At 71.4% G+C, this 25,837-nt stretch carries 27 protein-coding genes; 11 read left to right on the top strand and 16 right to left on the bottom strand.

The window, feature by feature from the left end; all coding sequences use genetic code 11:
- The first annotated feature begins 202 nt into the window (after positions 1-202).
- Positions 203-1,210, top strand: a complete 1,008-nt coding sequence (locus ABZ470_RS34460) for an ABC transporter ATP-binding protein (RefSeq protein WP_362771854.1) — start codon at positions 203-205, stop codon at positions 1,208-1,210.
- A 262-nt stretch (positions 1,211-1,472) separates the two neighbouring features.
- A complete protein-coding gene (locus ABZ470_RS34455) occupies positions 1,473-2,282 on the top strand; it encodes an ABC transporter permease (protein ID WP_352009379.1) in 810 nt (269 codons plus the stop codon).
- 133 nt (positions 2,283-2,415) lie between these two features.
- On the opposite strand, the gene ABZ470_RS34450 is transcribed toward ABZ470_RS34455, so the two are convergent.
- A complete protein-coding gene (locus tag ABZ470_RS34450) occupies positions 2,416-3,162 on the bottom strand; it encodes a YcnI family protein (RefSeq protein WP_352009380.1) in 747 nt (248 codons plus the stop codon).
- Positions 3,163-3,233: 71 nt separating this feature from the next.
- Positions 3,234-3,758, bottom strand: coding sequence for an MFS transporter (locus tag ABZ470_RS34445; RefSeq protein WP_362916682.1), 525 nt, complete (start codon positions 3,756-3,758; stop codon positions 3,234-3,236).
- A 254-nt stretch (positions 3,759-4,012) separates the two neighbouring features.
- On the opposite strand from ABZ470_RS34445, the gene ABZ470_RS34440 reads away from it, so the two are divergent.
- Both ABZ470_RS34440 and ABZ470_RS34435 read left to right on the top strand, forming a co-directional pair.
- Complete coding sequence (locus ABZ470_RS34440) at positions 4,013-4,222, top strand: hypothetical protein (protein WP_362916680.1); 210 nt, start codon at positions 4,013-4,015, stop codon at positions 4,220-4,222.
- A 3-nt stretch (positions 4,223-4,225) separates the two neighbouring features.
- Complete coding sequence (locus ABZ470_RS34435; RefSeq protein WP_362916678.1) at positions 4,226-4,570, top strand: DUF1036 domain-containing protein; 345 nt, start codon at positions 4,226-4,228, stop codon at positions 4,568-4,570.
- Between the two features lie 204 nt (positions 4,571-4,774).
- Here ABZ470_RS34435 and ABZ470_RS34430 read toward each other — a convergent pair whose 3' ends face one another.
- From ABZ470_RS34430 to ABZ470_RS34420, 3 genes are read right to left on the bottom strand one after another with little or no spacing between them, the layout of a single operon-like run.
- Positions 4,775-5,554 (bottom strand): ATP-binding cassette domain-containing protein, encoded by a 780-nt coding sequence (locus ABZ470_RS34430; protein ID WP_362916676.1) that lies wholly within the window; start codon positions 5,552-5,554, stop codon positions 4,775-4,777.
- 6 nt (positions 5,555-5,560) lie between these two features.
- Complete coding sequence (locus ABZ470_RS34425) at positions 5,561-6,349, bottom strand: ABC-2 family transporter protein (protein WP_362916674.1); 789 nt, start codon at positions 6,347-6,349, stop codon at positions 5,561-5,563.
- Between the two features lies 1 nt (position 6,350).
- Positions 6,351-7,226 carry an ABC-2 family transporter protein gene (locus ABZ470_RS34420; RefSeq protein WP_362916672.1) on the bottom strand — a complete coding sequence of 292 codons (876 nt, stop codon included), beginning with the start codon at positions 7,224-7,226 and terminating at the stop codon, positions 6,351-6,353.
- Between the two features lie 137 nt (positions 7,227-7,363).
- Between ABZ470_RS34420 and ABZ470_RS34415 the strand changes: the two genes are divergently transcribed.
- Entirely contained in the window at positions 7,364-9,043 is a 1,680-nt protein-coding gene (locus ABZ470_RS34415) for a protein kinase (RefSeq protein ID WP_362916670.1), read from the top strand.
- A 57-nt stretch (positions 9,044-9,100) separates the two neighbouring features.
- The gene (locus ABZ470_RS34410) at positions 9,101-9,916 is read left to right on the top strand and encodes an ATP-binding cassette domain-containing protein (protein WP_352009388.1); all 816 of its coding nucleotides are present in this window, start codon (positions 9,101-9,103) and stop codon (positions 9,914-9,916) included.
- A 32-nt stretch (positions 9,917-9,948) separates the two neighbouring features.
- Here the strand turns inward: ABZ470_RS34410 and ABZ470_RS34405 are convergent, their stop codons facing one another.
- Both ABZ470_RS34405 and ABZ470_RS34400 read right to left on the bottom strand, forming a co-directional pair.
- On the bottom strand, positions 9,949-10,236 hold the full coding sequence (locus tag ABZ470_RS34405; RefSeq protein WP_184714124.1) for an HU family DNA-binding protein: 288 nt from the start codon (positions 10,234-10,236) through the stop codon (positions 9,949-9,951).
- A gap of 313 nt (positions 10,237-10,549) precedes the next feature.
- Entirely contained in the window at positions 10,550-10,723 is a 174-nt protein-coding gene (locus ABZ470_RS34400; protein ID WP_352009389.1) for a hypothetical protein, read from the bottom strand.
- A gap of 160 nt (positions 10,724-10,883) precedes the next feature.
- On the opposite strand from ABZ470_RS34400, the gene mihF reads away from it, so the two are divergent.
- Positions 10,884-11,204, top strand: coding sequence for an integration host factor, actinobacterial type (mihF, locus tag ABZ470_RS34395; RefSeq protein WP_352009390.1), 321 nt, complete (start codon positions 10,884-10,886; stop codon positions 11,202-11,204).
- 152 nt (positions 11,205-11,356) lie between these two features.
- Here the strand turns inward: mihF and aceA are convergent, their stop codons facing one another.
- Complete coding sequence (gene aceA / locus ABZ470_RS34390) at positions 11,357-12,649, bottom strand: isocitrate lyase (protein WP_352009391.1); 1,293 nt, start codon at positions 12,647-12,649, stop codon at positions 11,357-11,359.
- A gap of 226 nt (positions 12,650-12,875) precedes the next feature.
- Here aceA and ABZ470_RS34385 point away from each other — a divergent pair, with 226 nt between their 5' ends.
- A complete protein-coding gene (locus ABZ470_RS34385) occupies positions 12,876-14,345 on the top strand; it encodes a helix-turn-helix domain-containing protein (protein ID WP_352009392.1) in 1,470 nt (489 codons plus the stop codon).
- On the opposite strand, the gene ABZ470_RS34380 is transcribed toward ABZ470_RS34385, so the two are convergent.
- A complete protein-coding gene (locus tag ABZ470_RS34380; RefSeq protein WP_362916668.1) occupies positions 14,330-15,985 on the bottom strand; it encodes a hypothetical protein in 1,656 nt (551 codons plus the stop codon). The two genes, ABZ470_RS34385 and ABZ470_RS34380, sit on opposite strands and share 16 nt — an antisense overlap.
- A 130-nt stretch (positions 15,986-16,115) precedes the next feature.
- Here ABZ470_RS34380 and ABZ470_RS34375 point away from each other — a divergent pair, with 130 nt between their 5' ends.
- On the top strand, positions 16,116-17,066 hold the full coding sequence (locus tag ABZ470_RS34375; RefSeq protein ID WP_352009394.1) for a glucosyl-3-phosphoglycerate synthase: 951 nt from the start codon (positions 16,116-16,118) through the stop codon (positions 17,064-17,066).
- A 22-nt stretch (positions 17,067-17,088) separates the two neighbouring features.
- Here the strand turns inward: ABZ470_RS34375 and ABZ470_RS34370 are convergent, their stop codons facing one another.
- The 3 genes from ABZ470_RS34370 to ABZ470_RS34360 all read right to left on the bottom strand — a co-directional run bounded on the left by ABZ470_RS34370 (position 17,089) and on the right by ABZ470_RS34360 (position 19,033).
- A complete protein-coding gene (locus ABZ470_RS34370) occupies positions 17,089-17,736 on the bottom strand; it encodes a hypothetical protein (protein ID WP_362916666.1) in 648 nt (215 codons plus the stop codon).
- A gap of 43 nt (positions 17,737-17,779) precedes the next feature.
- On the bottom strand, positions 17,780-18,361 hold the full coding sequence (locus ABZ470_RS34365) for a copper resistance protein CopC (RefSeq protein ID WP_362916664.1): 582 nt from the start codon (positions 18,359-18,361) through the stop codon (positions 17,780-17,782).
- Between the two features lie 120 nt (positions 18,362-18,481).
- The gene (locus ABZ470_RS34360) at positions 18,482-19,033 is read right to left on the bottom strand and encodes an MFS transporter (protein WP_362916662.1); all 552 of its coding nucleotides are present in this window, start codon (positions 19,031-19,033) and stop codon (positions 18,482-18,484) included.
- A 74-nt stretch (positions 19,034-19,107) separates the two neighbouring features.
- On the opposite strand from ABZ470_RS34360, the gene ABZ470_RS34355 reads away from it, so the two are divergent.
- Positions 19,108-20,271: a methyltransferase gene (locus ABZ470_RS34355; RefSeq protein WP_362916660.1), complete on the top strand. Its 1,164-nt coding sequence runs from the start codon at positions 19,108-19,110 to the stop codon at positions 20,269-20,271.
- Here the strand turns inward: ABZ470_RS34355 and ABZ470_RS34350 are convergent.
- The 3 genes from ABZ470_RS34350 to ABZ470_RS34340 form a co-directional block, all read right to left on the bottom strand.
- Entirely contained in the window at positions 20,181-21,104 is a 924-nt protein-coding gene (locus tag ABZ470_RS34350) for a glycerophosphodiester phosphodiesterase family protein (RefSeq protein ID WP_362916658.1), read from the bottom strand. The genes ABZ470_RS34355 and ABZ470_RS34350 overlap by 91 nt on opposite strands.
- 145 nt (positions 21,105-21,249) lie before the next feature.
- Positions 21,250-23,706, bottom strand: a complete 2,457-nt coding sequence (locus ABZ470_RS34345) for a M14 family zinc carboxypeptidase (protein ID WP_362916656.1) — start codon at positions 23,704-23,706, stop codon at positions 21,250-21,252.
- Between the two features lie 419 nt (positions 23,707-24,125).
- Positions 24,126-24,362: a hypothetical protein gene (locus ABZ470_RS34340; protein ID WP_362916654.1), complete on the bottom strand. Its 237-nt coding sequence runs from the start codon at positions 24,360-24,362 to the stop codon at positions 24,126-24,128.
- Positions 24,363-24,435: 73 nt separating this feature from the next.
- On the opposite strand from ABZ470_RS34340, the gene ABZ470_RS34335 reads away from it, so the two are divergent.
- Complete coding sequence (locus tag ABZ470_RS34335) at positions 24,436-24,864, top strand: hypothetical protein (protein WP_352009402.1); 429 nt, start codon at positions 24,436-24,438, stop codon at positions 24,862-24,864.
- A gap of 12 nt (positions 24,865-24,876) precedes the next feature.
- On the opposite strand, the gene ABZ470_RS34330 is transcribed toward ABZ470_RS34335, so the two are convergent.
- Positions 24,877-25,794, bottom strand: a complete 918-nt coding sequence (locus ABZ470_RS34330) for a LysR family transcriptional regulator (protein ID WP_362916652.1) — start codon at positions 25,792-25,794, stop codon at positions 24,877-24,879.
- Positions 25,795-25,837: the final 43 nt, after the last annotated feature.

Here is a 25,837-nt window from a genome sequence, read left to right as displayed (position 1 = left end):
GAACGGGACGCCGGGAGGGCCATGACTCCCGGCGGCCGGCCCCGGGGGACGCGCCCACGTCTCCCGGGACCGGGACTCCGGCGGGGCGGAGCGGGGCCGTACCCACCCTCCGGCCCGTCGGGCCACGCCCCAGGAACGACGCCGCGAGCGGAGGGCCGTCGCGCTCGAAGGCGGAGACGACACAGGCGACGATGGGAGAGCCATGCTGACCGTCCAGGAGGACAGATCCTCCTCCGCTTCCTCCGCTGTGCCTCCCGAGGCCCGCACGGAGGACTACTCGATCGTCACCCGCGGACTGACCAAACGCTTCAGGGGCGGCCAGGTGGCCGTCGACCACCTGGACCTTGCCGTGCCGAAGGGAAGCGTCTTCGGGTTCCTCGGCCCCAACGGCTCGGGAAAGACCACGACGATCCGTATGCTCCTCGGCCTGGTCGCCCCCTCGGAGGGCGGCTGGGAACTGCTCGGCACCGCCATGCCGGACGGCCTGCGGACGGCGCTGCCGAGGGTGGGCGCGCTGGTGGAGGGGCCGTCCTTCTATCCCTACCTGTCCGGTGAGGCCAATCTGCGCCGCTACGACGCGGCCGACCTCACGGTCGATCCCCGTACCGCCTCGGCCAGGATCGGTGAGGCCCTCGAAAGGGTCGGGCTCACGGCCGCCGCCCGCAAGCGTTACCGCGCCTACTCCCTCGGCATGCGTCAGCGCCTGGCGATCGCCGCCGCGTTGCTGCGGCCCAGGGAACTGCTGATCCTCGACGAGCCGACCAACGGCCTCGACCCGCAGGGCACCAGGGAGGTGCGCGGCCTGGTCAAGGAGATCGCGGCGGAGGGCACGACCGTGTTCGTCTCCTCCCACCTGCTGGCCGAGATCGAGCAGATGTGCTCCCACGTGGCCGTGATGCGGGCCGGACGGCTGGCCGCCCAGGGTCCTCTGGCCACCCTCAGAGCCGCGGAGGCGGTCAGGATCAGCGTCGAGACACCGGACGTCGCGGCCGCGGCGGCCGTGCTGGCGGACCTGGGCCTGGCGGGAGTACGGCTCGGCGAGGACCGCGAGGACGAGGTGAGCGCGGAACTGGGCGAGAAGGCCGCCGAGCGGATCTGCGCCGAACTGGTCACCGCCGGTGTCGCGGTGCGCGGCCTGGCCGTACGCCGCCCAAGTCTTGAGGACGTGTTCGTCGGCCTGACCGGAGAGGGTTTCGATGTCGCCGGCTGAGAAGGGTTCCCCGAACCAGACAATGACCGCCCCCCAGAACACCGGAGAGAAGGACACCCCGCCCTCCGAAACCGACGCCTTAGAAGGCCCCACCCCCGGCCTGGCCCGCACCAAGGAAGACAGCGCGAAGGACTCCGGCTTGGGCGCGTCGGCGCTTGGACTGAGGAGTGAGGGAGCGCAGCGGACGAACGACGAGGGAAAGCGCCGACCCGAAAGCGCCCAAGCCCGCGACGCCGAAGGCGTCGCAAAGAGGCACGGTCTCATGCGCTTCCTCTTCTCCGAGGTCGGGCTGACCTTCCGCAGGCCGAGGAACCTCGCCATGCTGGGGGTGCTCGTCCTGGTGCCGGTGCTGCTCGGCGTCGCGCTCAGGGCGTTCGGCGGACCCGAGCCCGGTGACGGCGCTCCCGGCGTCTTCACCCAGATCACCGGCAACGGGCTGTTCCTCACCTTCGCCGCGCTCTCCCTGCTGGTGCAGTTGCTGCTGCCGGTCTCGGTCGCGGTGGTCGCCGGGGACTCGATCGCGGGGGAGGCGGGCATCGGCACGCTGCGCTACCTGCTGGCGGTTCCGGTGGGCCGCACCAGGCTGCTGGTGGTCAAGTACGCCAACGCGGTGATCTTCTGCTTGGCGGCCGTGGCGGCGGTCGCGTCGTCGGCGCTGCTCACCGGGCTGCTGTTGTTCCCGGCGGGGCCGATCACCCTGCTGTCCGGCGGGACGATCCCCATGGCCGAGGGACTGCTGAGGATCGGGCTCGTCGTGCTGTACGTCGCGGCGGGAATGGCGGCGCTGGCGGCGATCTCGCTGGCGTTCTCGACGCTGACGGAGATCGCCATCGGCGCCATCGCCGCGACCGTGGTGCTGGTCATCGTCGCCCAGGTGCTCGGGGTCATCCCGCAGTTGTCCGGGCTGCGGCCGTACCTGCTGTCGAGCTGGTGGAGCGGTTTCGACGGGGTGTTGCGAGACCCGGTCGCCACCGGGGAGATGGGACAGGGGCTGCTGGTGTTCGGCGCCTACATCGTGATCTTCGGTTCGATCGCGTGGGCCAGGTTCAGCGGCAAGGACATCAGCGGCTGATCCGGCCGGGGGAGACGGAGGCGGGGGCCCGCGGAATCGATCCGCGGGCCCCCGCCGTCTGTTCTCGTCTCCGCCGAGGCTTCTCCGCGGAAGCCTCTCCACGAGCCTCCCGCCGGAGCGCCTCACCGGCGGGTCAGGAGGCGCGTCCTCCACGGCGCAGGCCGAGCACGCCGACCACGACGCCCACGACTCCGGCCAGCAGGCCGGCCCCGCCCAGCAGCCGTGCGGTGCCGTCCGAGGAGGACGCCTGCGCGGCGGGCTTGGCGGCCTCGGACTCGTGGGCGGCCACGGTGGCCGTGGCGGACGGGCTGGCCGCTCCGGCGCCGTGCTCGTCACCCCCGGTCGAGGGGGTGAGCCTCAGGGTCGGGACCGGGCGGTCGGCCTCGGAGCCGTCGGCCTTGGGCGGGTCGGCCCACTTGACGACCTCACCACCGGTGTAGGTCTGGGTGGTGGGGAAGGTGAGCTGGTCGGTGTCCTTGGGGAGCATCCCCATGGAGACCTCGAACTCCTGGAACTGGCTGGGGCCGATCTTCCCGCCCGACCAGGTGACCTTCGTGACGGCCTCGGTGATCTCGCCGTACTCGGTCGTCACCGGCTTGGGAAGCTTGCCGGTTACCACCTTGACGTCCCAGCCGGGTACCGGCTTGACCGAGACGAACGGCAGCGGGTGGTCGGTGGGGAACTCCACCTCGACCTTCTCGGTCGAGGCGTTGTCACGCTCGTTCGGCACCCGGAAGGCGACCTTGGTGAACCCGCCCTGCTCCGCGGTTCCCGGGTTGATGCTCACGTGCGCGAGGGCGGGCAGCGCCAGGCCGATGGTGAGCGCGACGGCGCCGGCGGTCACGGCGGCGGCACGGCGGCACACTGAGGAAAGGGACATGCTTGGAGACTCCACTTCGATACTTCGTGTTCTGTTCCGGCGGTGACAGGTGACACAGGTGTCAGGCGATCTCAGACGGCGGGAAGTGGAGGACCGCGTCTGCTGACGGTATGGCGGAGCAGCCGCCCGGCGGGGACGGGGGCGACGGTGGCGGGCGCCGTGCGCGCAGGAGCGGGGATCGAGGGCAGCGGGAGCAGGCGCAGAGCCGCGCTGAGCCGCCGTCCGGCGGCGCGCAGCAGCGCCCACAGGGCGGCCTCGCCGCGTGACAGCCACCAGCCGGTGATCAGCGTCGCGGTGAGGTGCGCGATGATCATGCCGAGGCCCTCGCCCAGCCTGCCGCCGTGGCCGTGTACGGCCAGTGAGATCCCCGAGGGGTCGTCGAAGGCGAACAGTTCGTGTAGGAACAGTTGCATGCCGGACAGGGTCACGCCGATCGTCGTCGCCGACCGTTCACGACCGGCCAGCGCCGCCGTCAACGCCATGACCGTGGCGCCACCGGCCGCGACCGCCCACGACTCGGGCCCCGAGCCGCCCGCGGCCAGATGGCCGAGCACGGCGAGCGTCACGCAGACGGCCGAGAAGGCGGCCGTGCGCATGAGGCGTAACGGGAGGCGGGCATGCATGACGCCCATATGCTCTCACGCTCCGGCCTCCCCCGCCGTTCCGGGCTCATGGCCGGGCACGGACGCGAAAGCCGGGGCGCGGACGGCCCGGGGAAGATCTTTCCGGACTCTGCCCGGAATGTGGCGCCGTGGGCGTCGGATGCGCCGGAACTCCTCTTTACATACCCGTTGCGTAACTGTACGTTGTTGACTTATCACCCTACGTACTCGCGAGACAGAGGTGAGGCATGCCCGACAACGGCACCGAGCGTCGCCCCGACCCCCGGGTGGCGTTCGCCGGAGAGACGGGATCGCGCGTCGGTGAGACCGACGCGTGCCCGGGCGCCGCCGAGGGCGTCACCGCCACGACGGGCGCCGGTGGCCACCTGCCCCCGCTGGCCGAGGAGCGGCCGGACGGCAGACCGCTTGCCCAGCGCTTCGCGGAGCCGGAGGGATAGGTCATGGAATTGCACTTCCGCAACCGCTACACCGCCAGGGCATGGATCGCGATCATGTTCTACAGCCCGGACGGCTGCCGCGACCAGGGACAGTGGGGCACCCGGGGCTGGTGGGCCGTCGACCCGGGTGGTGAGGCCTACATCCTCAACACGGGCAACCGCTATGCCGCCTTCTACGCCGAGGCCGCCGACGGCGCGGTGTGGACCGGCTCCCACGGCCCGTTCTACGTCTACCGGGACGCCTTCGACTCCTGCCTGAACGTCGGCAGCACCGCCGCGCGGCGGGTCGGCGCCCGTCTGGTCGATCTGAACGGTTACTCCAGCTACTACGTCAATCTCACGGCCTGACCCCGGACCCACCCCTCCAGCCCGGCGTGCGCTCCCATCCCCCTGACCGCTGGGGCGCGCGTCGGGCGTCGCCCGCGGTGACGGACGTCCCCGGCTCCGCGCCGGTGCCTGCGCCCCGGCGTCCCGCTCCCCGGCGGCGTCCAGCCGCGAGCCGGTGACCGGCCCGTTCCCAGAGCGGGCCGGTCACCGTCCCCGCGACGACGCTCAGCCGGACGGTTCCGCGGCCGGCGCGGTTCCGCCGGTGTAGAGACGGGCGACCACGTCCTCGATGGACTTCTCCTCGGGAACGGTCGCGCGCAGGTCGTCGAGGGTGCCGTCGAACGTCAGGCGGCCGTGGTCGATGAGCATCACCCGGCGGCAGAGCCGCTCGATGTCGCCCAGGTCGTGGGTGGTGAGCAGGACAGTGGTGCCGTGCTCGGCGTTGCGGCGGCTCAGGAAATCCCGCATGGCGGCCTTGCTGACCACGTCCAGGCCGATGGTCGGCTCGTCGAGCACGAGCACGGCGGGGTCGTGCAGCAGGGCCGCGGTGACGTCACCGCGCATGCGCTGCCCCAGGCTGAGCTGGCGGACCGGGGTGGTCATGAAGGACTCCAGGCCGAGCAGGCAGGACAACTCCTCAAGCCTCTCCCGGAAGACAACGCGATCTACTTTGTAAAGGTGCCGGATCAGTTCGAAGCTGTCCCGCAGCGGCAGGTCCCACCACAGGGTGGTCCGCTGGCCGAAGACCACGCCGATCCTGCGCGCGAGAGCCGTACGGCGCCGGGCCGGGTCGAACCCGGCCACCTCGATGCGGCCCGCGGTCGGCGCGAGAATGCCGGTGAGCATCTTGATGGTGGTCGACTTGCCCGCGCCGTTCGGGCCGAGATAGCCGACGAACTCCCCGGCCCCGACCGCGAACGACAGGTCCCGTACGGCGTGCACCGTCTTACGCGCGCTGCGGCGGCCGACGGTGAACGAGCGGCCGACTCCCTGAACCTCGATCATGTCGTGTCAGCTCCCTGTCGAGCGGTAGCGGCGGACGCCCGCCCGCCAGGCGAACGCGGCGACGGCGGCCAGCGTCAGCGCGGCGAGCGGGGAGGCGAAACGCAGCCAGTACGGCAGGCCGAGCGGGTCGGGCCGGTCCAGCACGAACAATGTGGGCTGCCAGTTCACGAAGGCCAGTGGCACGACGAAGGTGACTCCTCTGACGAGGTCGCGGCTGTAGACGTTCAGCGGGTACTGGGTGAGCGCGTTGCCGCCGTAGGTGAAGGCGTTGGCCACCTCGGGCGCGTCGGTCAGCAGGAACTGCGCCGCGCCGGCCAGGGCGAAGAGAGAGGAGAAGATGACGATTCCGCACAGGATCATCGGCGGGATCGCCCAGGCCCTGTTCCAGGGCAGGTCGAGTCCCGGCAGGGCGATGGCGAGCACGACCGCGGCCTGGGTGACCCTGCCGAAGCGGTGCACACTGAAGCGGTCGACGGCCATCTGGACGAAGGCGCTCGCCGGACGGATGAGCATGATGTCGAACCCGCCCGTCCTGATGTGCTGGCTGAGCCGGTCCAGGTTGCCGAAGAGCATGTCGCTCACCCCGAAGGCCAGACTCGACGTGCCGTACAGGAACATGACCTCGGACAGGCCGAATCCGGCGAGCGAGCGGGTGTGTTCGAAGATCACCCAGATCGCCAGGACGTCGAGCATGTTGATGGCGAACGAGCTCACGGCCATCGTGATCAGCGGCCCCGGATACTGGGCGGAGGCCCGCAGCCAGGTCCAGGCGAGCAGGAGATAGGTCCTGACCATGTCAACCACCCTGGATCACGACCTTGCGGCGGGCGGCGGAGGTCGCCAGGGCGCCGAGGGTGAGCAGGGCGACCGCCCAGGCGGCCTGGAAGCCCAGGGCGTCGAGGATGTCGCGCTTGCCGAGGTAGAGGTCGGCGGGGACCTGGACCATCGCCGACCAGGGCAGCACGCGGGCGAGGTCGCCGAGCCAGCCGGGGAACAGGTTCAGCGGCAGCACCATGCCGCTGAAGAAGAGCGTCAGGACCAGTGACAGCGACTGCGTGCCCCTGTCGTCGACGAGCCAGCAGGCGGAGAGCGCGATGAGATAGCGCCAGGCGAAGCTGACGACGACCCCGAGCGCGAAGCCCGCGGCGAAGGAGAGCCAGGCGGCGGGGCCGGGGGGCAGGACCAGTTCGAAGAGCACCGCGCCGACGACCGTCGGCGGCAGGCTGCGCAGCAGGAACAGGTGGGCGGCCCTGCCCACGTCGTCGGAGAGGCTCCACAGCTGTAGCGAGGCGGGACGGACGAGGTCGACGGCCACGTCTCCGTTGCGCACGCGTTCGGCCAGCTGCAGACCTCCGCCGAAGACCTGCATCGGCCCGATGAAGGCCTGGCTGAGGAAGCAGAAGGTCACGGCGTCGGCGAGGTCGTAGCCCGCCAGGCCGGGCCGGGCGGTCCACAGGGCGATCAGCACGTAGGCGCGCAGGATGCCGAAGACGGTGTTGGTGAAGGCCCCGGCGAGGGCGGCGGACCGGTAGGCGAAGTGGCGGCGGAAGCCGTACCAGGCGATGTGAAGGTAGAGAAGGAAGGCGGCCTCCCCGGGAAGCGTCGGGACAACCGTCCTATCGTTGTCGCCGATCTTGATCGGGGCAACGGGTTTTTCCGTCTCCTCGGTCACATGGCGTCACAGGTTGATTACCGTTAGGGATGATTCCCCTTACCTTTCGCATCCCTTAGGTCTGGGGCGCGGGCGGCGGGCTCCCGGGTTCGTCACAGTGTGTGTGCCGCATCGCGTACACGAGAGGTTCAACCAGGATGGCACGTGGCGGAACTGGTCCCAGGTACGGCATGCCGCCCGGCGTGCGGCCCCTCACGTCAGGAGATCCGATCGCGGTCGGCGGCCACCGGCTGCTCGGACGGCTGGGGGCCGGGGGCATGGGCGTGGTCTACCTGGCCGAGCGTCCGAACGGGGACGTGGTCGCGCTCAAGACCCCGCACCCGGCCCACCTCGGCGACGTCACCCTGCGCGCGCGTTTCGCCGAGGAGATCGTCAACTCCCGGAGGGTGGTGCCCTTCTGCACCGCGCGGGTCTACGAGGACGGTGTGGACGGCGACCGCCAGTACCTCGTCTGCGAGTACATCCCCGGTCCCGCGCTGTCGGAGGTGATGGCCCGGGTGGGGCCGCTGTCCGCCGACCTCGCCTACGGCGTCGCCCTGGGGGTGGCGGCCGCGCTGGTCGCGGTGCACGAGGCGGGCCTGGTCCACCGCGACCTGAAGCCGGGCAACGTGCTGCTGTCGGAGGAGGGGCCGAGGCTGATCGACTTCGGCATCGCCAGGGGCGTCGACACCCTCGTCGCGCACACCGAGGCGGGGCAGGTCATGGGCAGTCCCGGCTGGGTCTCGCCGGAGCGGCTCACCGGTGGGCCCGCGCTGCCCGCCTCCGACGTCTTCGCCTGGGGATGCCTGGTCGCCTACGCCGCCACCGGCTCCCATCCCTTCGGCGCGGGGGACGCCGAGGCGCTGGCCCGCCGCGTGCTGGCCGATCCGCCGGAGCTGACCGGTCTTCCCGAGAGGCTGCGCCCGGTGGTCGAGGCCGCGCTCGCCAAGGATCCCGCGCGGCGGCCGGGCGCCGCCGACCTGCTCGGCGCGTTGCTCGCCGCGGGAGGGGTCGGCGCCCCGGGGAATCTCCGCGTGGCGGTCGCCGAGGTGCTCGGGTGGATCTGGACCCCGGTGCCGTGGCCCCGGGGCGGGGCGGGGCAGGGGTCGTTCCCGGTGAGGGCGGAAAGCGGGGCGGGCGGGGAGCGCCCCTCGGTCGGGGCGGGTTCCGCCTCCCACCGGGTGGCGAAGACGGTGCCGCAGCGACGGCCGCACCGGACGCAGGCGGGTTTCGCGGCGCTGGCCACCCTCGTCATGGCGGCCGTCACGGTCTTGGCGGCGGCCAGGGGAGGGGCCAGGCCGTACGCCGATCCCGAGGTGGGGGAGCTTCCCGCGGTGATCGCACCGGTCCACGGGAGCCCGGCGGAGCGTGCCCGGAGGGAGACGGGGCGGCCCGCCACGCCGAAGGGGCCGCCGCCGCCGACCCCGGTGGCCCCGGGGGCGTCGGCGGTCCCGGTCGTCTCGGCGGTTCCGGCCGCTCCGGTCGCCACGCCCACGGCCGGTGTCACGGAGCCCCCTGCTCTTCCGCCTGCCTTCGAGGAGCCGGGGTTCGCCAGGCCGCAGCACTATCCGAGGCGTTATCCGAGGCTTCCGCGGTGGTCGCGGCTCCCGCGGTGGACCAGGGAAACCGCCGAGGCGGAGGAGCCGGTCGGCTGCGCGGGCACCCTGGACAAGGGCGTGGAGTGCCCGGCGAGCCCGGGTGAGTCCAAGTCGTTCCTCACCCCGGTCCCGCAGGTGGGGGGGAGCGAGAGCGTCGCCCCCGTCACGGGAGGCTCCACGGCGGTGCCGCCGTCCCTCCCCTCGTCGAGCGCGGCGCCCGCCCTCAAGTCCGGGGAGTGATCCCGCCGGGGCGTCCGTTAGGGTGATCGGCGCGTGTCGAGTCGGAGGGGGAGGCCTGTGGGCGGACTCGCGCCGGGTGCGGTCGAGTTGAGCGGCGTCGGTGTCCGGGTGGTCGGTGGGACGTTGCTGGACGGGGTCGACTGGCGGGTCGGGTACGGCGAGCACTGGGTGGTGCTCGGGCCGAACGGCGCGGGCAAGACGACTCTGCTGTCGCTGGCGGCGGCCGTACGGCATCCGACGGAGGGCACGGTGACCGTGCTCGGCCAGCGGCTTGGCCGGATGGACCTGCGGGAACTGCGCCGCCACATCGGCCTGGTCGCCGCGAGCCAGCGGCTTGTCGACGAGGAACTGCTTGAGGAGGAGGGCGCGAGCGCCCACACGGTCGTGCTGACCGGTCACACCGGCACGAGCGCCCCGCTGTGGGACCGTTACCGGCCCGAGGAGCACGAACGCGCCCACCGGATGCTGGGCGAGATGGGCTGCGGGGAGCTGGCTGAGCGGCTCTTCCGGGTCTGCTCGCAGGGAGAACGGGCCAGGATCCGCGTCGCGAGGGCGTTGATGGCCGATCCGGTTCTCCTGCTGCTCGACGAGCCGTTCGCCGGGCTCGACCTTCCGGCCCGGGAGGACCTGATCACCGCGGTGGAGGGCCTCGCCATGACCCGGCCCGCGCTGACCACGGTCACGGTCACCCACCACCTTGAGGAGGTGCCCGCGACCACGACCCACGCTCTGCTGATGCGCGAGTCGCGGATCTGCGCGGCGGGGCCGGTCGAGCGGGTGCTGACGGAGGAGAACCTGTCCGGCTGCTTCGGCAGGCCGCTGCGGGTCGGCCGGCACGAAGGACGCTGGTCGGCTGTGGCCGTACGGAGCTGACACGGGACCGGCCGGTTCCGCGCCCGGTGGGGTCAGTCCTTCTTGCGCTGGCGGATGAGGCCCATGAACCCCGGGCTCGGCTTGAACCTCGCGGTCCAGGTCTCGGCGATCTCCAGGGGTTCCCCGGTCTGTGGGTTACGGCCGGTCCGTGCGGGTTTGTGGACGATCTCGAAGGAACCGAAGCCTGGGATCGCGACCTTCTCCTCGGCCGCGACGGCTGTCTGGATGGTTCCCAGGATCGCTTCGAGGGCCGCCGCGGTCTGCCTCCTGGTGAGTCCCGCCTCGGCCGCGGCCTTCTCGATCAGCTCGCGCTTGTTCATGGGGACAGTTAACGCCATTCCCCTCATCGTCGGGGAGGTGCCTGCCGTCCCATGGGGGGACGGCAGGCACCTGGGGCCTTCAGCGGTCCGACTGGGCGGCCAGCCGTTCCGCTTCCCCGTACAAGGCCTCGACGAGGATGAGCTCCAGGCGGAGGTCTTCGTCGACGAGGCCGTCCAGAACTTCCATTCGGGCCTCCCACTACTCGGACGTCTCACGGGCCGTGAAAGTTCACACGGGTACCGGATCGGACGTGACCGTGATCTGTGAAACCGCGCCGGGCGTGTGAGCGGCCTCCACCACTCCCGTGTCGTCCTATGTCGCGACAAGCTCGGCGAGATCGACGTGCTCGCCGACCTCGCGCACGTCCAGGCAGTACGCCAGCAGAACCCGCCGTTCGCCGACCCGCCGGGTGACACGCAGGCACGGTCGATCGTTGAGCACGACCGCCTCGACCTCGATGCCGTCCGGCCCTCGCCAGATCCCCATGGAGTCGAGGCTACGAACAGTCAGGTAAGGCCGGGGTAACCAACCGGGCATATCGTGATAGGTCCCGTAAGCCATGTGGTTTGACCGCTTCCGTCGGTGATTAGCCGTTGTGCTCTGGGTAACAGACGGTCTTAATCCAAGTAATCAGGGAGAAATCAACATGGTTCTGCCCAAGCTAACCCCCGAACAGCGTCAGGCGGCCCTCGCCAAGGCCGCCGAGACCCGTGTCGCCAGGGCCAGGCTTCTGGCCGAGGTCAAGGCGGGATCGATCAGCCTTGAGCAGCTGCTCTCCAGGAACGACGAGATCGCCAGGCGCATCAAGGTCTCGCAGGCGCTGCGCGCCCTGCCGGGGATCGGCAGCATCAAGGCGGCCCAGCTCATGCAGCGGGCCGAGGTCGACGAGACCCGCCGTCTCGGCGGCCTGGGAGCGCAGCAGCGGCGCAGGCTGATCAGGGCCCTGGTGAGCGGGACGACGAGCTGAACGACGCCCTGAGGCGGAACACGGCGAAGGCCCCGCCGTACGGACTCGGGAGATCCGTACGGCGGGGCCTCACGCGACGACCTGGTGGCCGGGCCCGCCCGGGGAGCGATCCCATGCCCTGGAGGCGCCCGGGCGGGCCCTTGTCCGAGGGGTCAGTGAGCCGTCTCGAACTGCTCCTCCTCGGTCGAGCCCCTGAGGGCCGTGGTCGAGGAGTCCGGCGCCACGGCCGTGCTGACCAGGTCGAAGTATCCGGTGCCGACCTCGCGCTGGTGGCGGGTGGCGGTGTAGCCGCGTCGTTCCGCGGCGAACTCGGCCTCCTGGAGGCCGACATAGGCGGTCATGCCCTCCTCGGCGTACCTCCTGGCCAGGTCGAACATCGAGTAGTTGAGCGAGTGGAAGCCCGCCAGCGTGATGAACTGGAACTTGTATCCCATGTGCCCCAGCTCGCGCTGGAACTTGGAGATCGTGGAGTCGTCGAGGTGCTTCTTCCAGTTGAACGAGGGCGAGCAGTTGTAGGCGAGCATCTGGTCGGGGTAGACGGTCTTGACGGCCTCGGCGAACCGGCGGGCGACGTCCAGGTCCGGAGTCGAGGTCTCCATCCACAGCAGGTCGGCGTAGGGGGCGTAGGCCAGGCCCCGTGCGATGCAGGCGGCGACGCCGTTGCGGACGCGGTAGAACCCCTCCGCGGTGCGCTCGCCGGTGGTGAAGGCCTGGTCACGGGGGTCGACGTCGGTGGTCAGGAGCGTCGCGGCCTGGGCGTCGGTCCGCGCGATGATCACCGAGGGGACGCCCGCGACGTCGGCCGCGAGACGGGCCGCGTTGAGCGTCTTGACGTGCTGGCCGGTGGGGATGAGCACCTTTCCGCCCAGGTGGCCGCACTTCTTCTCCGAGGCGAGCTGGTCCTCCCAGTGCACGCCCGCCGCACCCGCGGCGATCATGCCCTTCATCAGCTCGAAGGCGTTGAGCACTCCGCCGAAACCCGCCTCGGCGTCGGCCACGATCGGGGCCAGCCAGTGGGGGGCGTCGCGCTCCTCCTCCGACCAGGTGATCTGGTCGGCGCGCAGCAGCGCGTTGTTGATGCGGCGTACCACGGCCGGAACCGAGTTGGCGGGGTAGAGGCTCTGGTCGGGGTAGGTCTGCCCGCCCAGGTTGGCGTCGGCGGCCACCTGCCAGCCTGACAGGTATATGGCCTTCAGCCCGGCCTTGACCTGCTGAACGGCCTGGTTGCCGGTCAGCGCGCCGAGGGCGTGCACGTAGTCCTCGGTGTGGAGCAGTTTCCAAAGCCGCTCGGAACCGAGCCGGGCGAGAGTGTGCTCCTCCTGGACGGAGCCCCGGAGTCGAACCACGTCCTCGGCCGTGAAGGTCCGCTCGGTACCCGCCCAACGAGGGTCGGTCTGCCACTCTCGCCGCAGCTCGTCTGCGGCTCCCTTGAGGCGATCGTTCATCGTCACTCCTTGTCGTCCCCTGGGTGCCTTGCACCGAGTGTGTTCCCCATCGAAAGGGACGAACAGGTCACCGATCGCGAAAGAATCGACTTTGTTGCTACTTCGGCAAGGATTGGCCGTCTTGGGTGCAGAAGAAATTCATAGTTTTCGATATGGACTAGACCAATCCCGGGTTGGGTGCGCGGGTGCTTGAAATATCTCTCGAAATTTCGTTTAGCATCGTGGTATGGCATCGCTCGTCGGAGAAGAACCGCTGTCCTTGACGCAGGAGCTCGACCTCATCGCGTTCGGGCAGCGGCTGAGACACCTGCGCAAGCAGCGCGGCCTCACCCTCTCCGACCTCGGTGAACGCGTCGGCCGCGCGCCGAGTCAGCTGTCGCTGCTGGAGAACGGCAAGCGCGAACCCAAGCTGTCGCTGCTGAAGTCCCTTTCCGTCGCGCTCGGCGTGCCCGTCGAGGAACTGCTGCGCCGCCAGGCGCCCAACCGCAGGGCCCAGCTGGAGATGGAGCTTGAGGAGGCCCAGCGCGACCCGCTGTACGCCGGACTCGGCCTGGCCAGGCTGAAGGTCTCCGCCCGCGTCCCCAACGACGTGCTCGAACACATCCTCGGCCTGTACGGCGAGCTGCGCTCACGTCAGGCCAGGGGCACCGCGACCCCGGAGGAGGCGCGGGTCGCCAACGCCGAACTGCGGCGCATGCAGCGCGAACGGGGAAACCACTTCGAGGAGATCGAGAAGGCCGCGGCCGAGGCGCTGTCCGCGGTCGGCTACCGTACCGGGGCGCTGTCGCAGGGCACGGTCCAGGCCCTGGTCACCCACTTCGGCTACACCGTGCAGACCGTCCAGGACCTGCCCCGCACGGTGCGCTCCATCACCGACCTGCGCAACCGGCGCATCTACGTCAAGCACGAGCAACTCGGCATGCACACCCCGCGCACGATCCTGCTGCAGACACTCGGCCACCTCGCCCTGGGCCACCACAGGCCCCGCGACTTCGCCGACTTCCTGCGCCAGCGGACCGAGGCCAACTACTTCGCCGCCGCGGTGCTGGTGCCCGAGGCGACCGCCGTGCCCTTCCTCAGGGAGGCGAAACAGGACAGGGCGCTCAGCGTCGAGGACCTCAGGGACGTGTTCGCCGTCTCCTACGAGATGGCCGCGCACCGCTTCACCAACCTCGCCACCCACTTCCTCGACCTGACCTGTCACTTCGTCCGCAACGACGCGGGCGGGATCATCTTCAAGGCCTACGAGAACGACGGCATCGTCTTCCCCGCCGACGAGCAGGGGGCGATCGAGGGTCAGCGGATGTGCCTGCAGTGGTCGGGACGCCAGGTCTTCCGCTCCCCGGACAGGTTCTCGGTCTTCTACCAGTACTCCGACTCGCCGACCGGCACCTACTTCTGCATCGCCCACGTCGACCCCTCGCGGGAGCGGGACTTCGCGATCACCCTGGGCGTGCCGTACCGGGAGTCACGCTGGTTCCGCGGCAGGGAGACGACCAACCGCACCAGGTCGAACTGCCCGACCGGTGACTGCTGCCGCCGCCCGCCCGTCGAGCTGGCCCAGCGCTGGGACGGCTACGCCTGGCCCTCGGCGCGCGGCAACTCCCACGTCCTGGCCGCGCTGCCGCCGGGGTCGTTCCCCGGCGTCGACGAGGCCGACGTCTACGCCTTCCTCGAACGTCACGCCGCGGGCTGATCGCGCTCCAGCACGAGCCAGGGGTTGCCGAAGAACTGGTAGGCGGGCGCCGTCGCCGGGGCGACGCAGCGCAGCGAGCGCAGCACCTCGGCCGGAGGCTCCCCGGCCAGGGCGCGCCGGTGGAACTCCTCGACCAGGCCGTCCCCGACGGGCCTGAACGGCGCGACGGCGGCGCACGCCCCCGCCAGCAGGAACGGCTGGCAGTCACCGGGCTCGTCGAGGAAGACGAACGCGCCACCGCCCATGCCCCGGCCGAGGGACTCGGGGGCCGGGCCGCCCGTGGCGAAGTGCACCACGTCCGGCGGGTCGCCCAGCAGCGCGAGCACCTCGCCCAGCGAGGTGCCGACCTGCCTGGCGCCGAAGGCGGAGACCAGCGGGTGCGGGTGCGGCCCGCCGTGCACGACCGCCATGCCCCGCCCGCCCGCCCGCGCCGGAGGCGGCAGCTCAGGGCGGTTCCCGCCGAGCGGCCAGCGCCCCGTCACCGCCTGGCAGTTCAGGAAACCGGGCAGGGACCGGTCGAACGGATGCTGGAGCACGGCCAGATCCCACGGGACGTGTGGCTCCTGGGACAGGAAGAGCACACTCGGCCGCCGGGGCGACACCCGCCCGGCCACCGCGTTGAGCAGCTCCCAGAACCCCGGCGGGACGTGCGCCGCGACCCGCGCCCCCACCTCCTCCAGGGGCAGGGACTGCTCGGCCAGGCCCCGCCCGAACTCCGAGGCCCGCATGCCCAGCTCGCAGACCTCCGCCTGGTCGGGGGTGACGAAGTGCGGCGACTGGTAGGTCCACCACAGCCGTCCCGGCCGGTCACCGTGGACGACGACCGCCGTGACGTCCGGCGCCTGCCCGGTCTCGGCGAGCCGAACCCGGGTCCCGGCCACCGGATGCGGGGCGTTGTCCCTGCCGAGCAGGCCGGGGGAGTCGAGGACCGCCAGCGCCCGCACACCGAAACCGACCACCTGGCCGCGCACCGCGTGCACCACCTGGATCTGCCTGGCGGTGACCGGCTGCTCCTGCGCCGCGGCGACCAGGCCGACCTTCGCCCTGGGGTACGGCGAGGCCTCGTCTGCGCGCAGCCGTACCCGCCAGCCGCCGGGCGCCTCGAACCCCTCCGCGACGATCTGGATGTCAAGATCGGCAGGTCCGAGCCTGCCGTACGGCGCCGCCCGCCCACCGGGTGTCTCCTCGGCCACCAGGCCGACCTCGACCTCGGCTCCCCAGCCCGCGACGACCTCGGCGGGCGCCTCGATGAGGGGAAGCGGGGGTGCCTGCCCGGCGGCGGACGACTCGCCCTGCCTGCGGCGACGGCGGAAGGCGCCGGTCAGTCTGCCGATCACCGAGCGCGCGGGCCCGGGGGAGGCGCCGGACGGGATGCGGCCGAGCGGGCCGGTGCTCGCGGCCGGAGGCTCCTCCTGCGGGGGCGCGTCCTGGCCGAGCAGCAGGCAGAAGCGTTCCCACGCGGGGCCGTACTGGGAGATGAGGGCGACCACGGCCTCGGCGAGCGGTCCTGGCAGCTGCCCGCCCTCCCCGGCGAGCAGCGGATCGAGCCGGGCGGCGAGCTCTGCCGGAGGCTCACCCGGCATGCCGCCGAGTTCGTCACGGACGGTGCGCGCCGCCCTCATCACGGCCACCGGGTCCATACCGTCCCTCCTCGCTCCGCTCTGAGCCGATCTTCCCACTGCGCGGCGGGTACGGGAGCCCGTACCCGCCGAGAATAGGAGCCGCATAGGGTGATACCCGTGGATTTCGAGGTGCTGGGAAGGAAGGGCTGTGCTGCCTGAGGTGGAGGCATGGCTGGGCAGGCGCACCTCGTCGTCGGATGACTGGTCCCTGCCCTGGTTGCTCAAGGCCAAGGGGAACAGCACGATCAGCGTCGTGCTTCCCGCGCGTGACGAGGCCGAGACGGTCGGTGAGATCGTCACGGCGATCCGGCGCGACCTGGTCGAGAGGACCCCGCTCGTCGACGAGATCGTGGTCATCGACTCACGCTCCGTGGACGAGACCGCGGCGCGCGCCGCGCAGGCCGGGGCCAGGGTGGTCGCCCAGGACGAGATCCTGCCGGACCTGAAACCGCTGGACGGCAAGGGGGAGGCCCTGTGGAAGTCCCTCGCGGTGACCTCGGGCGACCTGCTGGTCTTCGTCGACGCCGACCTGCGTGAGTTCCGCACGTCGTTCGTGACCGGACTGCTCGGCCCGCTGCTCGACGATCCCGGTGTGGTCTACGTCAAGGGCTGCTACGACCGGCCGCTGCAGAACGTGCAGAGCGGGGGCGGGCGGGTCACCGAGCTGGTCGCCAGGCCGCTGCTCAACCTGCACTGGCCGCTGCTGGCCGGATTCGTGCAGCCCCTGGCGGGTGAGTACGCCGGGCGGCGCTGCGTGCTTGAGCGGGTCCCCTTCGTCACCGGCTACGGAGTCGAGCTGGCGCTGCTGGTCGACCTGCTCGAACTCGTCGGCCTCGACGCCCTCGCCCAGGTGGACCTGGGCAGGCGTGTCCACTCCCACCAGTCGACCGAGGCGCTCGGCGGGATGGCCGCGCAGATCCTGCAGACCGCCTGGTCCCGCCTGGAACGGCACAACAAGATGGTCTCGCTGCACACGCCCTCGCCCCGGCTGGCCCAGTTCCGCAGGGGGGCGCACGGCCACCAGGTGACCGTGCGCGACGTGGCCGTGGCCGAGCGGCCCCCGATGGCCACCGTCGAGGGACGGCGCCCGGCGAAGTGACCGGCCCGCGCGGGCGGCGGGGTTACGCGCCGCGCCGGTTGGCCAGCCGCCACCCGGCCAGCGCCAGTGCGGCCAGGACCAGCGCCCCGGCCACGTAGACCCACGGAGACGGCGAGGAACCCCCGCCCGAGGAGGCGGCGGGGGCGGGGGTCACGGGGGTGGTGGTGACAGTGGGACGGGTGGGCGTGCCGAGCGCGGACAACAGGGCCGCGGGCAGCGGCTGCCCCTCGATCCCGTCGTCCGCGACCAGCGCCCCCGTCCCGGCGCGCACCCGGTGGTCGCCGTCGCACAGCGCCGTGTGCAGCGGCAGCCCCGGCTCGGTCGGGATCATGCCGCTCTCCTTGGAGGACGCGAACACCAGGTATCGGGCCCCCTGCTCGAAGTTGTAGCCGCAGGCCGCGCTGTCGGCGTTGGTCGTCACCTGGTACTCGGTCAGTGCCTGCCCCTTGTAGACCTGGTCGGCCTTGAAGGTGTAGACGACCGGCGCGGGCACGGACGCGTCGGTCTTGGCCGGGCGGGAGGCGAGCACCGTCCCGGTGAAGACGACACTCGCGTTCCCTACCTGTTCCGTGGGTTGGAGCGGGGCGCAACTGCAGGCGCACGCGGTGCCGGGAAAGGCCACGATGGCGGCGGCCAGCAGGAGGAGGACGGTGACGACCCTGTTAATCATGTCCTCATCACGTATCCCGGCGCCCGGCGGTTCGCCCGCGGGCTCATTCCTCCGGCGTGGGGCGGTCGTGACGGGGCGTTCTGTACCAGACGACCGCGCCGATCGCCGCGAGTGCCGCCAGGGCGGCCCAGATCCACCAGGGGATGCCGCTCGGGGCCTCCTCACCCGCCGCGGCGGGTGCCGGTGAGGCCGAGACCTGGACCGCGGAGGCGGTGGGCGCGGCGGATTCACCCGGTGCTGACGGCTCTCCGGAACCGGTCACGGTGAAGGGGATCTCGCCCTCGATGGGGTGGCCGTCCGAGGAGACGACCCGCCAGGCGATCACGTATCCACCCGGGGCCAGCGGCTGTGTCACGTCGGCGGTCACCTTCGGTCCCTCGGTGCGCGGCGTGCCCAGGGGCGCCTGTGTGTTGTCCGTCCGGCGCAGGACGACGGCGGGGAAGTGGACCCGGGAGCTGAAGACCAGCTCGATCCGCTCGGGGGAGGACACCTCGGCGTTCTTCGCCGGGGAACTGCTGCGCAGCTGGTCGTGGGCGAGCGCCGCGGGCGCGGTCAGGACGAGGAGGACCCCGCAGCCCGCGACCGCCAGGACTATTCTGCGTATGAACTGCGGCAGATATGCCATAACGGACTCCATGGAGACTTCCGGACGCGCGATCGGCGCGGCCGGGCAAGGCGGAAGGCACCCCCGGCAGGGGCACCCGATCACGGGGCGCGCCGGCCACCGGACCCGCCAGGGTCTCCCTCAGCCGGCGCGCGGAAGCGCGGGCGGCCCGCGCCTGCGCGGAACCGGGCAGGCCCACCCGCTCGGGAGGGGCACGGCCTCGACGAACGGCACGAGAACGGGAACGGCCGCGGGCGTCCAGGTGGCGGCGAGCACCGGAAGGATCGGGAGCCGCGCGCCGTACACGCGGATCATGAGCCACAGGGCGCTCTCGCCGCGCCACAGCCACCAGCCGGTCAGCAGCGCCGCCGCGAGGTGGACCGCCGTCATGCCGGGCCGGGCGTGCCCGTGGGCCAGCGGGATCACCGGGTACGGCACGGGCGCGGCCCGGCTGAACAGCTCGTGCAGCAGGACCTGCGCGCCCACGCTCGCGGGAAGCACGACCTGCGGGCCGCGCTCGTGCCCGTTGAGGGCGTAGCCGAGGCAGAGGGCGACGATCCCCCCGAGGACGGCCGTGTACGGCGGCACCGCCCCGCCCCCGGCCAGGGCGTGGCCACCGCCGGAGACCACGAGGCACAACGTCGCGAAGACGAGTGCCCGCGGCAGACGGAGCGCTGACGCCACTGGGGCCATGACCGTCATCCTGTCAGCCGGGTCAGGCCCCGAGAAGACCGGGGGACGTCGCCGCTGGGCTAGCCTGAGGCGCGATGAACCGTTTGACGACCTCAAGGGGCGAGTTCGAACTCGCCCGTTTCCCCGAGCACTCCCGGCAGGAGCTACGCGCCTGGGACGCCGCCGACGAGTATCTCCTGCGGCACCTCGAAGGGGCGGACGGCGAGCCGGTCGCCCTGTCCGGCACGGTGGTCGTGTCCGGTGACCGGTGGGGAGCCCTGGCCACCGCGCTGGCCGCCCACCGGCCCGCGCCCGTGCAGATCACCGACTCCTTCCTCACCCAGGAGGCGACCCGGGCGAACCTCGCCCGCAACGGGATCGATCAGGACGCCGTCCGGCTCCTGTCGACCGGGGACACGCCCCCGGAGCGGATCGACGTGCTGCTGGTCAGGGTGCCCAAGAGCCTGGCACTCCTGGAGGACCAGCTGTGCCGTCTGGCCCCGGCCGTGCACCCGGGCACCGTCGTCGTCGGCACCGGGATGGTCACCGAGATCCACACCTCGACGCTGCGGCTGTTCGAACGCGTCCTCGGGCCGACCAGGACGTCGCTGGCGGTCAGGAAGGCACGGCTGATCTTCTGCACGCCGGAGCCGCGCCCGGCCCCGGCCGTCAACCCCTGGCCGCTGAGCTACACGCTGCCCGGCGACGTCGGAGCGGTCTCCGGCCTGACCGTCGTCAACCACGCGGGCGTCTTCTGCGCCGACCGCCTCGACATCGGCACCAGGTTCTTCCTGAGGAACCTTCCCGGCCGCAAGGGGCCGGAGCACGTGGTCGACCTGGGTTGCGGCAACGGGGTCGTCGGCCTGGCCGTGGCGCTGGCCGACGAGGAGGCGCGGGTGACCTTCGTCGACGAGTCCCACCAGGCGGTCGCCTCGGCGCGGGCCACGTTCCTGGCCAACGACGTCCCCGCCCCGGACAGGGCGGAGTTCCTCGTCGGCGACTGCCTGTCCGGGACACCCGCCGGATCGGTCGACCTGGTGCTGAACAACCCGCCCTTCCACAGCCACCGGGCGACGACCGACGAGACCGCCTGGCGGATGTTCACCGGCGCCCGCGCCGCACTGCGCCGCGGAGGTGAGCTGTGGGTCGTGGGAAACCGGCACCTCGGCTACCACGTGAAGCTGCGCAGGCTCTTCGGCAACTGCGAGGTCGTCGCGAGCGACCCGAAGTTCGTCGTCCTGCGGGCCGCCAAGCGCTGACGCCGTACCGGGCCGGTCCCGCACCGCCGCACGGCCCACGCCAGGTAGGCGGGTGTCTCGTCGGTGACGACGCGTTCGACGCCGTAGCCTGCCAGGCGCCGCCACGCGGCGGGGTCGTTGGGGGTCCAGGCGTAGACGGCGACCCTGGCCCGCGCGTACGCGCGGGCCAGCTTTCCGGTGAGCCTGTCGTGACGGATTCCGACGAAGGCGAACCTCCTGGCCAGCGAGACCGGAGGGGCCGTCCTGGCCAGCAGGCCCCGGCGCGCGTGGATGGAGCGCACCGCCCGCAGCGTGTCCGGGGAGAACGACATCAGGCTCGCCCACCGGTAGGCGTTCAGCCGGTGGTACTCGCCGGAGAGGGAACGCAGGTCCGCCGCGTCCGGGACCTCCTTGAGGTCGAGCAGCGTCCGGCCGCCTGCCGCGCGCAGGAGCCGCAGCGCCTCGTCCAGCGTCGCGGGCCGCTCGCCGCCCAGGGTGCGCAGCGCGCGGAAACGGGACAGGGTCATGCCGGAGACCCGTCCCGTGCCCGTGGTCGTCCGGTCGACCGTGGCGTCGTGCATCAGCACCGGCTGGTGGTCCCTGGTGAAGTGGACGTCCAGCTCGACCTGTCCGGACCCCGCCGCCAGGGCGTCGCGGAAGGCCCTGAGGGTGTTCTCCGTGCCCGGCGGGCCGTATCCGCGGTGGGAGACGACGGCGGGCGCCGGGCACCCGGCCGGCACCGGGGGGAGGGAGGCGGTCCGCTCACCGCCCCGGCCGAGCGTCACGACGGCCAGCGCGGCGAGCACCAGCGTCCCGCGCGCGAGCCTGACGGCGGCCGGGCTACCGGAGGACACGAGGGTGGATGTCGGACCGGGGAACAGGAAGCCGGGGAATGGTACACACAGTTATTGACTGTAACTGTGTGTCATCAATCCGCAAAGGGCCGGTCATGCCCGGTACGGCCGCCGGCCTGGGCCGGCGGCCGTACCGGGTCAACGGTCATCGGTCGCCGCGTACCTCGACCCGCTGCCTGCGGTAGTTCGCGCCCGGCCCGCCCGGGCGGTAGCCGCGCTCCACGTTGCCCGCGATGTCCACGGAGAACCAGTGCACCTCGGTCGTACGGTCGACCGTGATCCGCTGCGCCCCCTCACGCGTCCCGGCGGCGACGAGCTTGGGAGAGTTCAGCGTCGGCCTGCTGCCGTCCAGCGTGTAGTAGACGTTCGCGGGTTCGTCGGTGGTGAAGGTGAACGTGGCCGAGGCGCCGGTCCTGCCGGTCACCTTCAGCTCGGAGCCGGGACGCCGCCGGTCGCCCGAGTAGGCCCTGGCGACCTCCAGGATGGCGATCTGGCCGCTGGAGAACTCCATCGCCTCCTCGTGTCCCTCGGCGAACGGAGGCTGGAAGCCCACCGGCTGGAAGCGCTTGGTCGCCGGGTCGTAGAGGTCGGCGCCGACCTCGAAGTCCCAGCCGATGATGCCGCGGTTGTACCAGTGCTCGTCGGCGCTGTTGCCCGCCGCCGAGTACAGCACGTCCGGCACCGGCCCGGTACGGCCGGGCCAGATCGCGGTGCCGCGCCTCTCCTGCACCGCGGACAGGATGTGCCGGGAGGACTCCCAGAAGTAGTTCTCCGTGCCCAGATCGGTCCGCGGCAGCGTCTCGCGACCGGCCTCCTTGTAGGCGCCGGGAGGCCACATGAAGTAGCCGCCGTAGGAGTGGGTGTTCATCGCGAACTTGATGTTGGGGTACTTCCTGGTGAGCCAGACCTGGTTGCGGTCCTCAGGCTCCGACAGCTCGGACGGGCCCGCGAACACGCCGCTGGTGCAGTCGGAGGAGGCCCCGAGGTAGCCGTCGAACATGGAGCCGACGGAGAAGTTGCGGTTCAGGTCGACGCCCCACGAGTTGCGCGAGGCCGGGTCGGCGGCCTTGGCCGGGCAGTGGTTGGTCATGTTCTTGCGCTGCATGTTGTAGTCGTAGAAGCTGTAGTGCCCGCCGTCTGGGTTGGACGTCGGCAGGATGAAGATGTCGAGGTCGTCGACGATCCTCCTGGTCCGCGGGTCGTGCGCGTAGTTGCGCAGCAGCCGTTCCGCCGTCTCCACGCAGACCAGCGGGGTCACCCACTCACGGGCGTGCTCCTGGCAGTAGAGGAAGACGCCGACCTTCGGACCGCCCCGTTTGGTGCCGACGCGCAGCGCCTTCATCTGGAACGGCTCACGTGAGACGCTCTGCGGCGCCTTCAGGCCGTCGGTCAGCCGGGTCGCGGGGGCCGCGGCGACCAGACCGCCGCCCTGGTCGCCCCGGTAGGTGGCGGCGGTCAGCAGCGCCGAGGCCGCGGTGTTCGCGTTGAGCGCGTCGACCACCTGACGGGCGGTGCTGGAGATCGCGCCGGAGGCGTCGGTGGCCAGGCCGACCACGACGTCCTTGCCGGTGACCGTGACGCTCAGCGGGGAGGAGGCGGCCTCGGGGCGGGTCAGGGCGAGGCTGACGTCGTTGCCGCCCTGCGAGCCGTACGCGGTCGAGGTCACGTAGAACGTGCTCGCCGCGCCCGTGCCGAACTGCGCCTGCGCGGCCCTGCGGTAGCCGTTCGTCTTGTACGGCAGGTCGATGATCTGGGTGATCCTGGGGAACTCGGCGGCCAGGGCGGTGATCCGGCCGGTGACCTCGGTCGGGTCCATGTAGTGGTCGACGAAGTCGGAGACGTAGTGCCCGCCGGGCGGTGTGCGCCGTTCGCCGAGCCACTTGGTGACCGGGACCGTGACCGAGCCGCCGCGGCTGCTCTTGATCGTCACCCGCGAGGGGGCCTGCGTCACCGGCAGCGGGTAGTCGAAGCGGTGGTACATGTACTGTCCGGCGTCGGTGAGGCGTGACAGCGTGGCCGTGCCGCCCGAGTCGGGGGGAGTGCCCCGTCCCGAGTCCCAGGTGGCCGTGAGCACGGTCTCGGCGTCGGTCGCGCTCGACTTGACCTCGACCGAGAGGAACCGCCGGTCGTCGGTGCTGGTGAACCACTCCGCGCGCAGCGGGGTCAGGGTGTCGTTCTGCTGCGCGGCGGTGACCGCGGCCGACATCGCGGTCCGCCGTTCCGCCTGGTTCGCCGCGAAAGCGGCCTGGCCGGGCACGGCGTCACGGACGTCGAAGCCCTGCCCGCGCAGCTCCCGCGCCTCCTGGGGGCTGAGTACGGCGTGCACCTCGATCCCGTCGTCGACGGCCTTGCGGTACTCCGCGAGGTCGACGCCCAGGGCGTTGAGGCGGTCGACGGCCGCCTGGTCGGGGACGACGACCCGCAGCAGGGCGACCCCGTCCTGCGTGGTGCTCGGCTGCCGGTCGGGGACCACCTCGCCGCCGGACAGGGCCGGGGGAGGGGGGCTGGCGAGCACCGGGGTGGCGCCGAGCGCCAGGACGACGGGCAGGACGAACGCGGCCACGACGCGGCCGCTCCCTCTGCCGTTGAGAGAACTTCTCATGCGAGATTCCTCCAGTTGGTGCGCTCGGCCGAGTAGGGGGTGTCACGGAATGAGCACACAATCGGAGGGAAATCTTGATCGATAAGATCATCTTCGTCAAGTCCCCCGGTTTGGACGGCGTAGGGTTATACAATTTCCATTCGATTGAAGTGAAATTTCATTATGTGTCGTTTGGATTGTGCTATCCGGGACGGCCTGGACGCCTGTGGCCATGGGCCTCGGGGGTGTGTGCTCGGGGGTGTGGCCAGGCCGTCCGGCGTTTTTTCTCGGGGCGTGGCCGGTCTTCGCTGGATTTCCCGGGATATGGGTCTTCGCTTTACGGATGAGCTCCTTCGCCGGAGAACGCGTGTTCCGGATGCCCAGAAAGGCCGTGCCGCCTCATGACCGCCGGGTGTGGAACACCGGGAAAACGTGCTCTGTCATTTCCTTGGTGAGATCGCGGCGATCCGGACGGCCATGCGGCAGGCCGGAAGCCCGGCGAGCCCGTCGCCGTTGGACCTGCCCGTGGCGTACACCTGTCGCCGATCGACACAGAGTCCGTTCTCCAGGATGTTCAGCGGGGTGGAGGTGAAGGTCCGGTACTCCAGCCGTGGAGTGTGATCGGGCAGGGCGGTGGTTTGCCCGCGGACAGGCCTGGTGGCAGTGTTCGTTCCCATGCTTGTCGTGGCGCCGGGGTCGCTTCGGATTCCCGGAGCCGCGAACCCGGCAGGACGGAGGGACGAGGTCGACATGGCGGAGCCGGTTCCCGGGCAGGCGGCGGCCACGCCGGCTGATGTGGCGCGCGCCCGGGCCGAAATCGGGCCGGGCCTTCCGGCTCCGCTGGTGGCCCTGTGGAAGGTGAAGGACGGCCTGGCGACCGATGCCGGTGTGACCGTGTACCCGGCTGGGTGCATCGGTGAACGCAACGCCACCTACGACGTCACGCGGTGCGCACCGGGTTTCGTCCTCATCGGCGACGACAGCGGTGGCCGCGGGTTTCTCCTGCGCGCCGGTGATCCGTGCTCCGCCGTGTTCTCGTCAGATCTGGGCGATCTGGGCCCCGAAGACTTCGAGGTCGAGGCCGTGGACCTCACGTCCTGGATCGAATCGCTCTGCCCTGACCTCTTCCGCTGTGGACCGCCCACGGTTTCCGGTCCGGGAACAACGCCGGACGGTTGACCCGACGGGCTTCTACAGGCCGAGTTTGCGCACCTGGTCCGTCACGGCTGTCAGGAGGGCGGTCAGCGCGGGAGTGGGCGGGGTGTCCCGGGTGACGGAGACCAGGCGGCGTCTGAGGGTGGTTTCTGCGATGTCCCGGATCGCGAGGGCGGGGTCGTCGCCGGGCAGGCTCAGGGTCGGCATGAGGGCGACGGCGGTCGCGGCGCGGACGAGTTCGAGTTGGACGTCGGCGTCGCTGGAGCGGTGCCGGATGTCGGGCTCGTAGCCGCCGAGGGCGCGGCAGGTCCCGACGACCATGGCGTGGTGACCGGTGCCCTCGGCGGAGGCGGCCCAGATGTCGGATCGCAGGTCGGTGAGCGCCACGGGTCTCCCGGGCCGGGCGAGCCGATGCGCGGCCGGCAGCACGATCTTCAGGTGTTCTTCGAGCAGAAGCGTGAAGCGGAGCCCGGCCGGACGAGGGCGGGGGTGGCTGTCGTACTCGTCGCCGATGACGAGGTCGACCGCGCCCAGGCGTAGACCCGGCAGGGACTGTTCGAGCTCCAGCTCGAAGATCTCCACGCGAACCTGCGGGTGGTCCGCCTTCATGCGGGCCACCGCCGGGATGAGGAGGCGGCGGGCCGCCGATTGCAGGCCGCCGGCGCGGACAGTGCCCCGGATGACGCCGCTGAGGGTGGCAAGGTCGGCTTCCGCAGCCTCGGCGGCCGAAAGCAACACCCGCGCGTGCTGAGCGAGCAGGCGTCCGGCGTCGGTAAGCCGCACACCGCGCCCGGCCTTGTCGAGCAGCCGGGCGCCGGTTTCCCTCTCCAGCAGGGCGAGCTGCTGGGAGACCGTGGAGGGGCTGTAGCCAAGGGCCGCGGCGACCGCGGCCAGGGTGCCTCGTTCCTCGAACTCCCGCAGAAAGCGCAGCCGTCGAAGGTCCAGCTCGATCATTCGGGAATCCTAACGAGTCGCCTCCGGGAATCATCGCTGGACC

The organism is Streptosporangium sp. NPDC020072 (assembly GCF_040631445.1).
In the GTDB taxonomy this organism is placed as follows: Bacteria; Actinomycetota; Actinomycetes; order Streptosporangiales; family Streptosporangiaceae; genus Streptosporangium.
The sequence above is the reverse complement of the archived record's forward strand: the minus strand, read 5'-3'. Positions and strand labels throughout refer to the sequence as shown.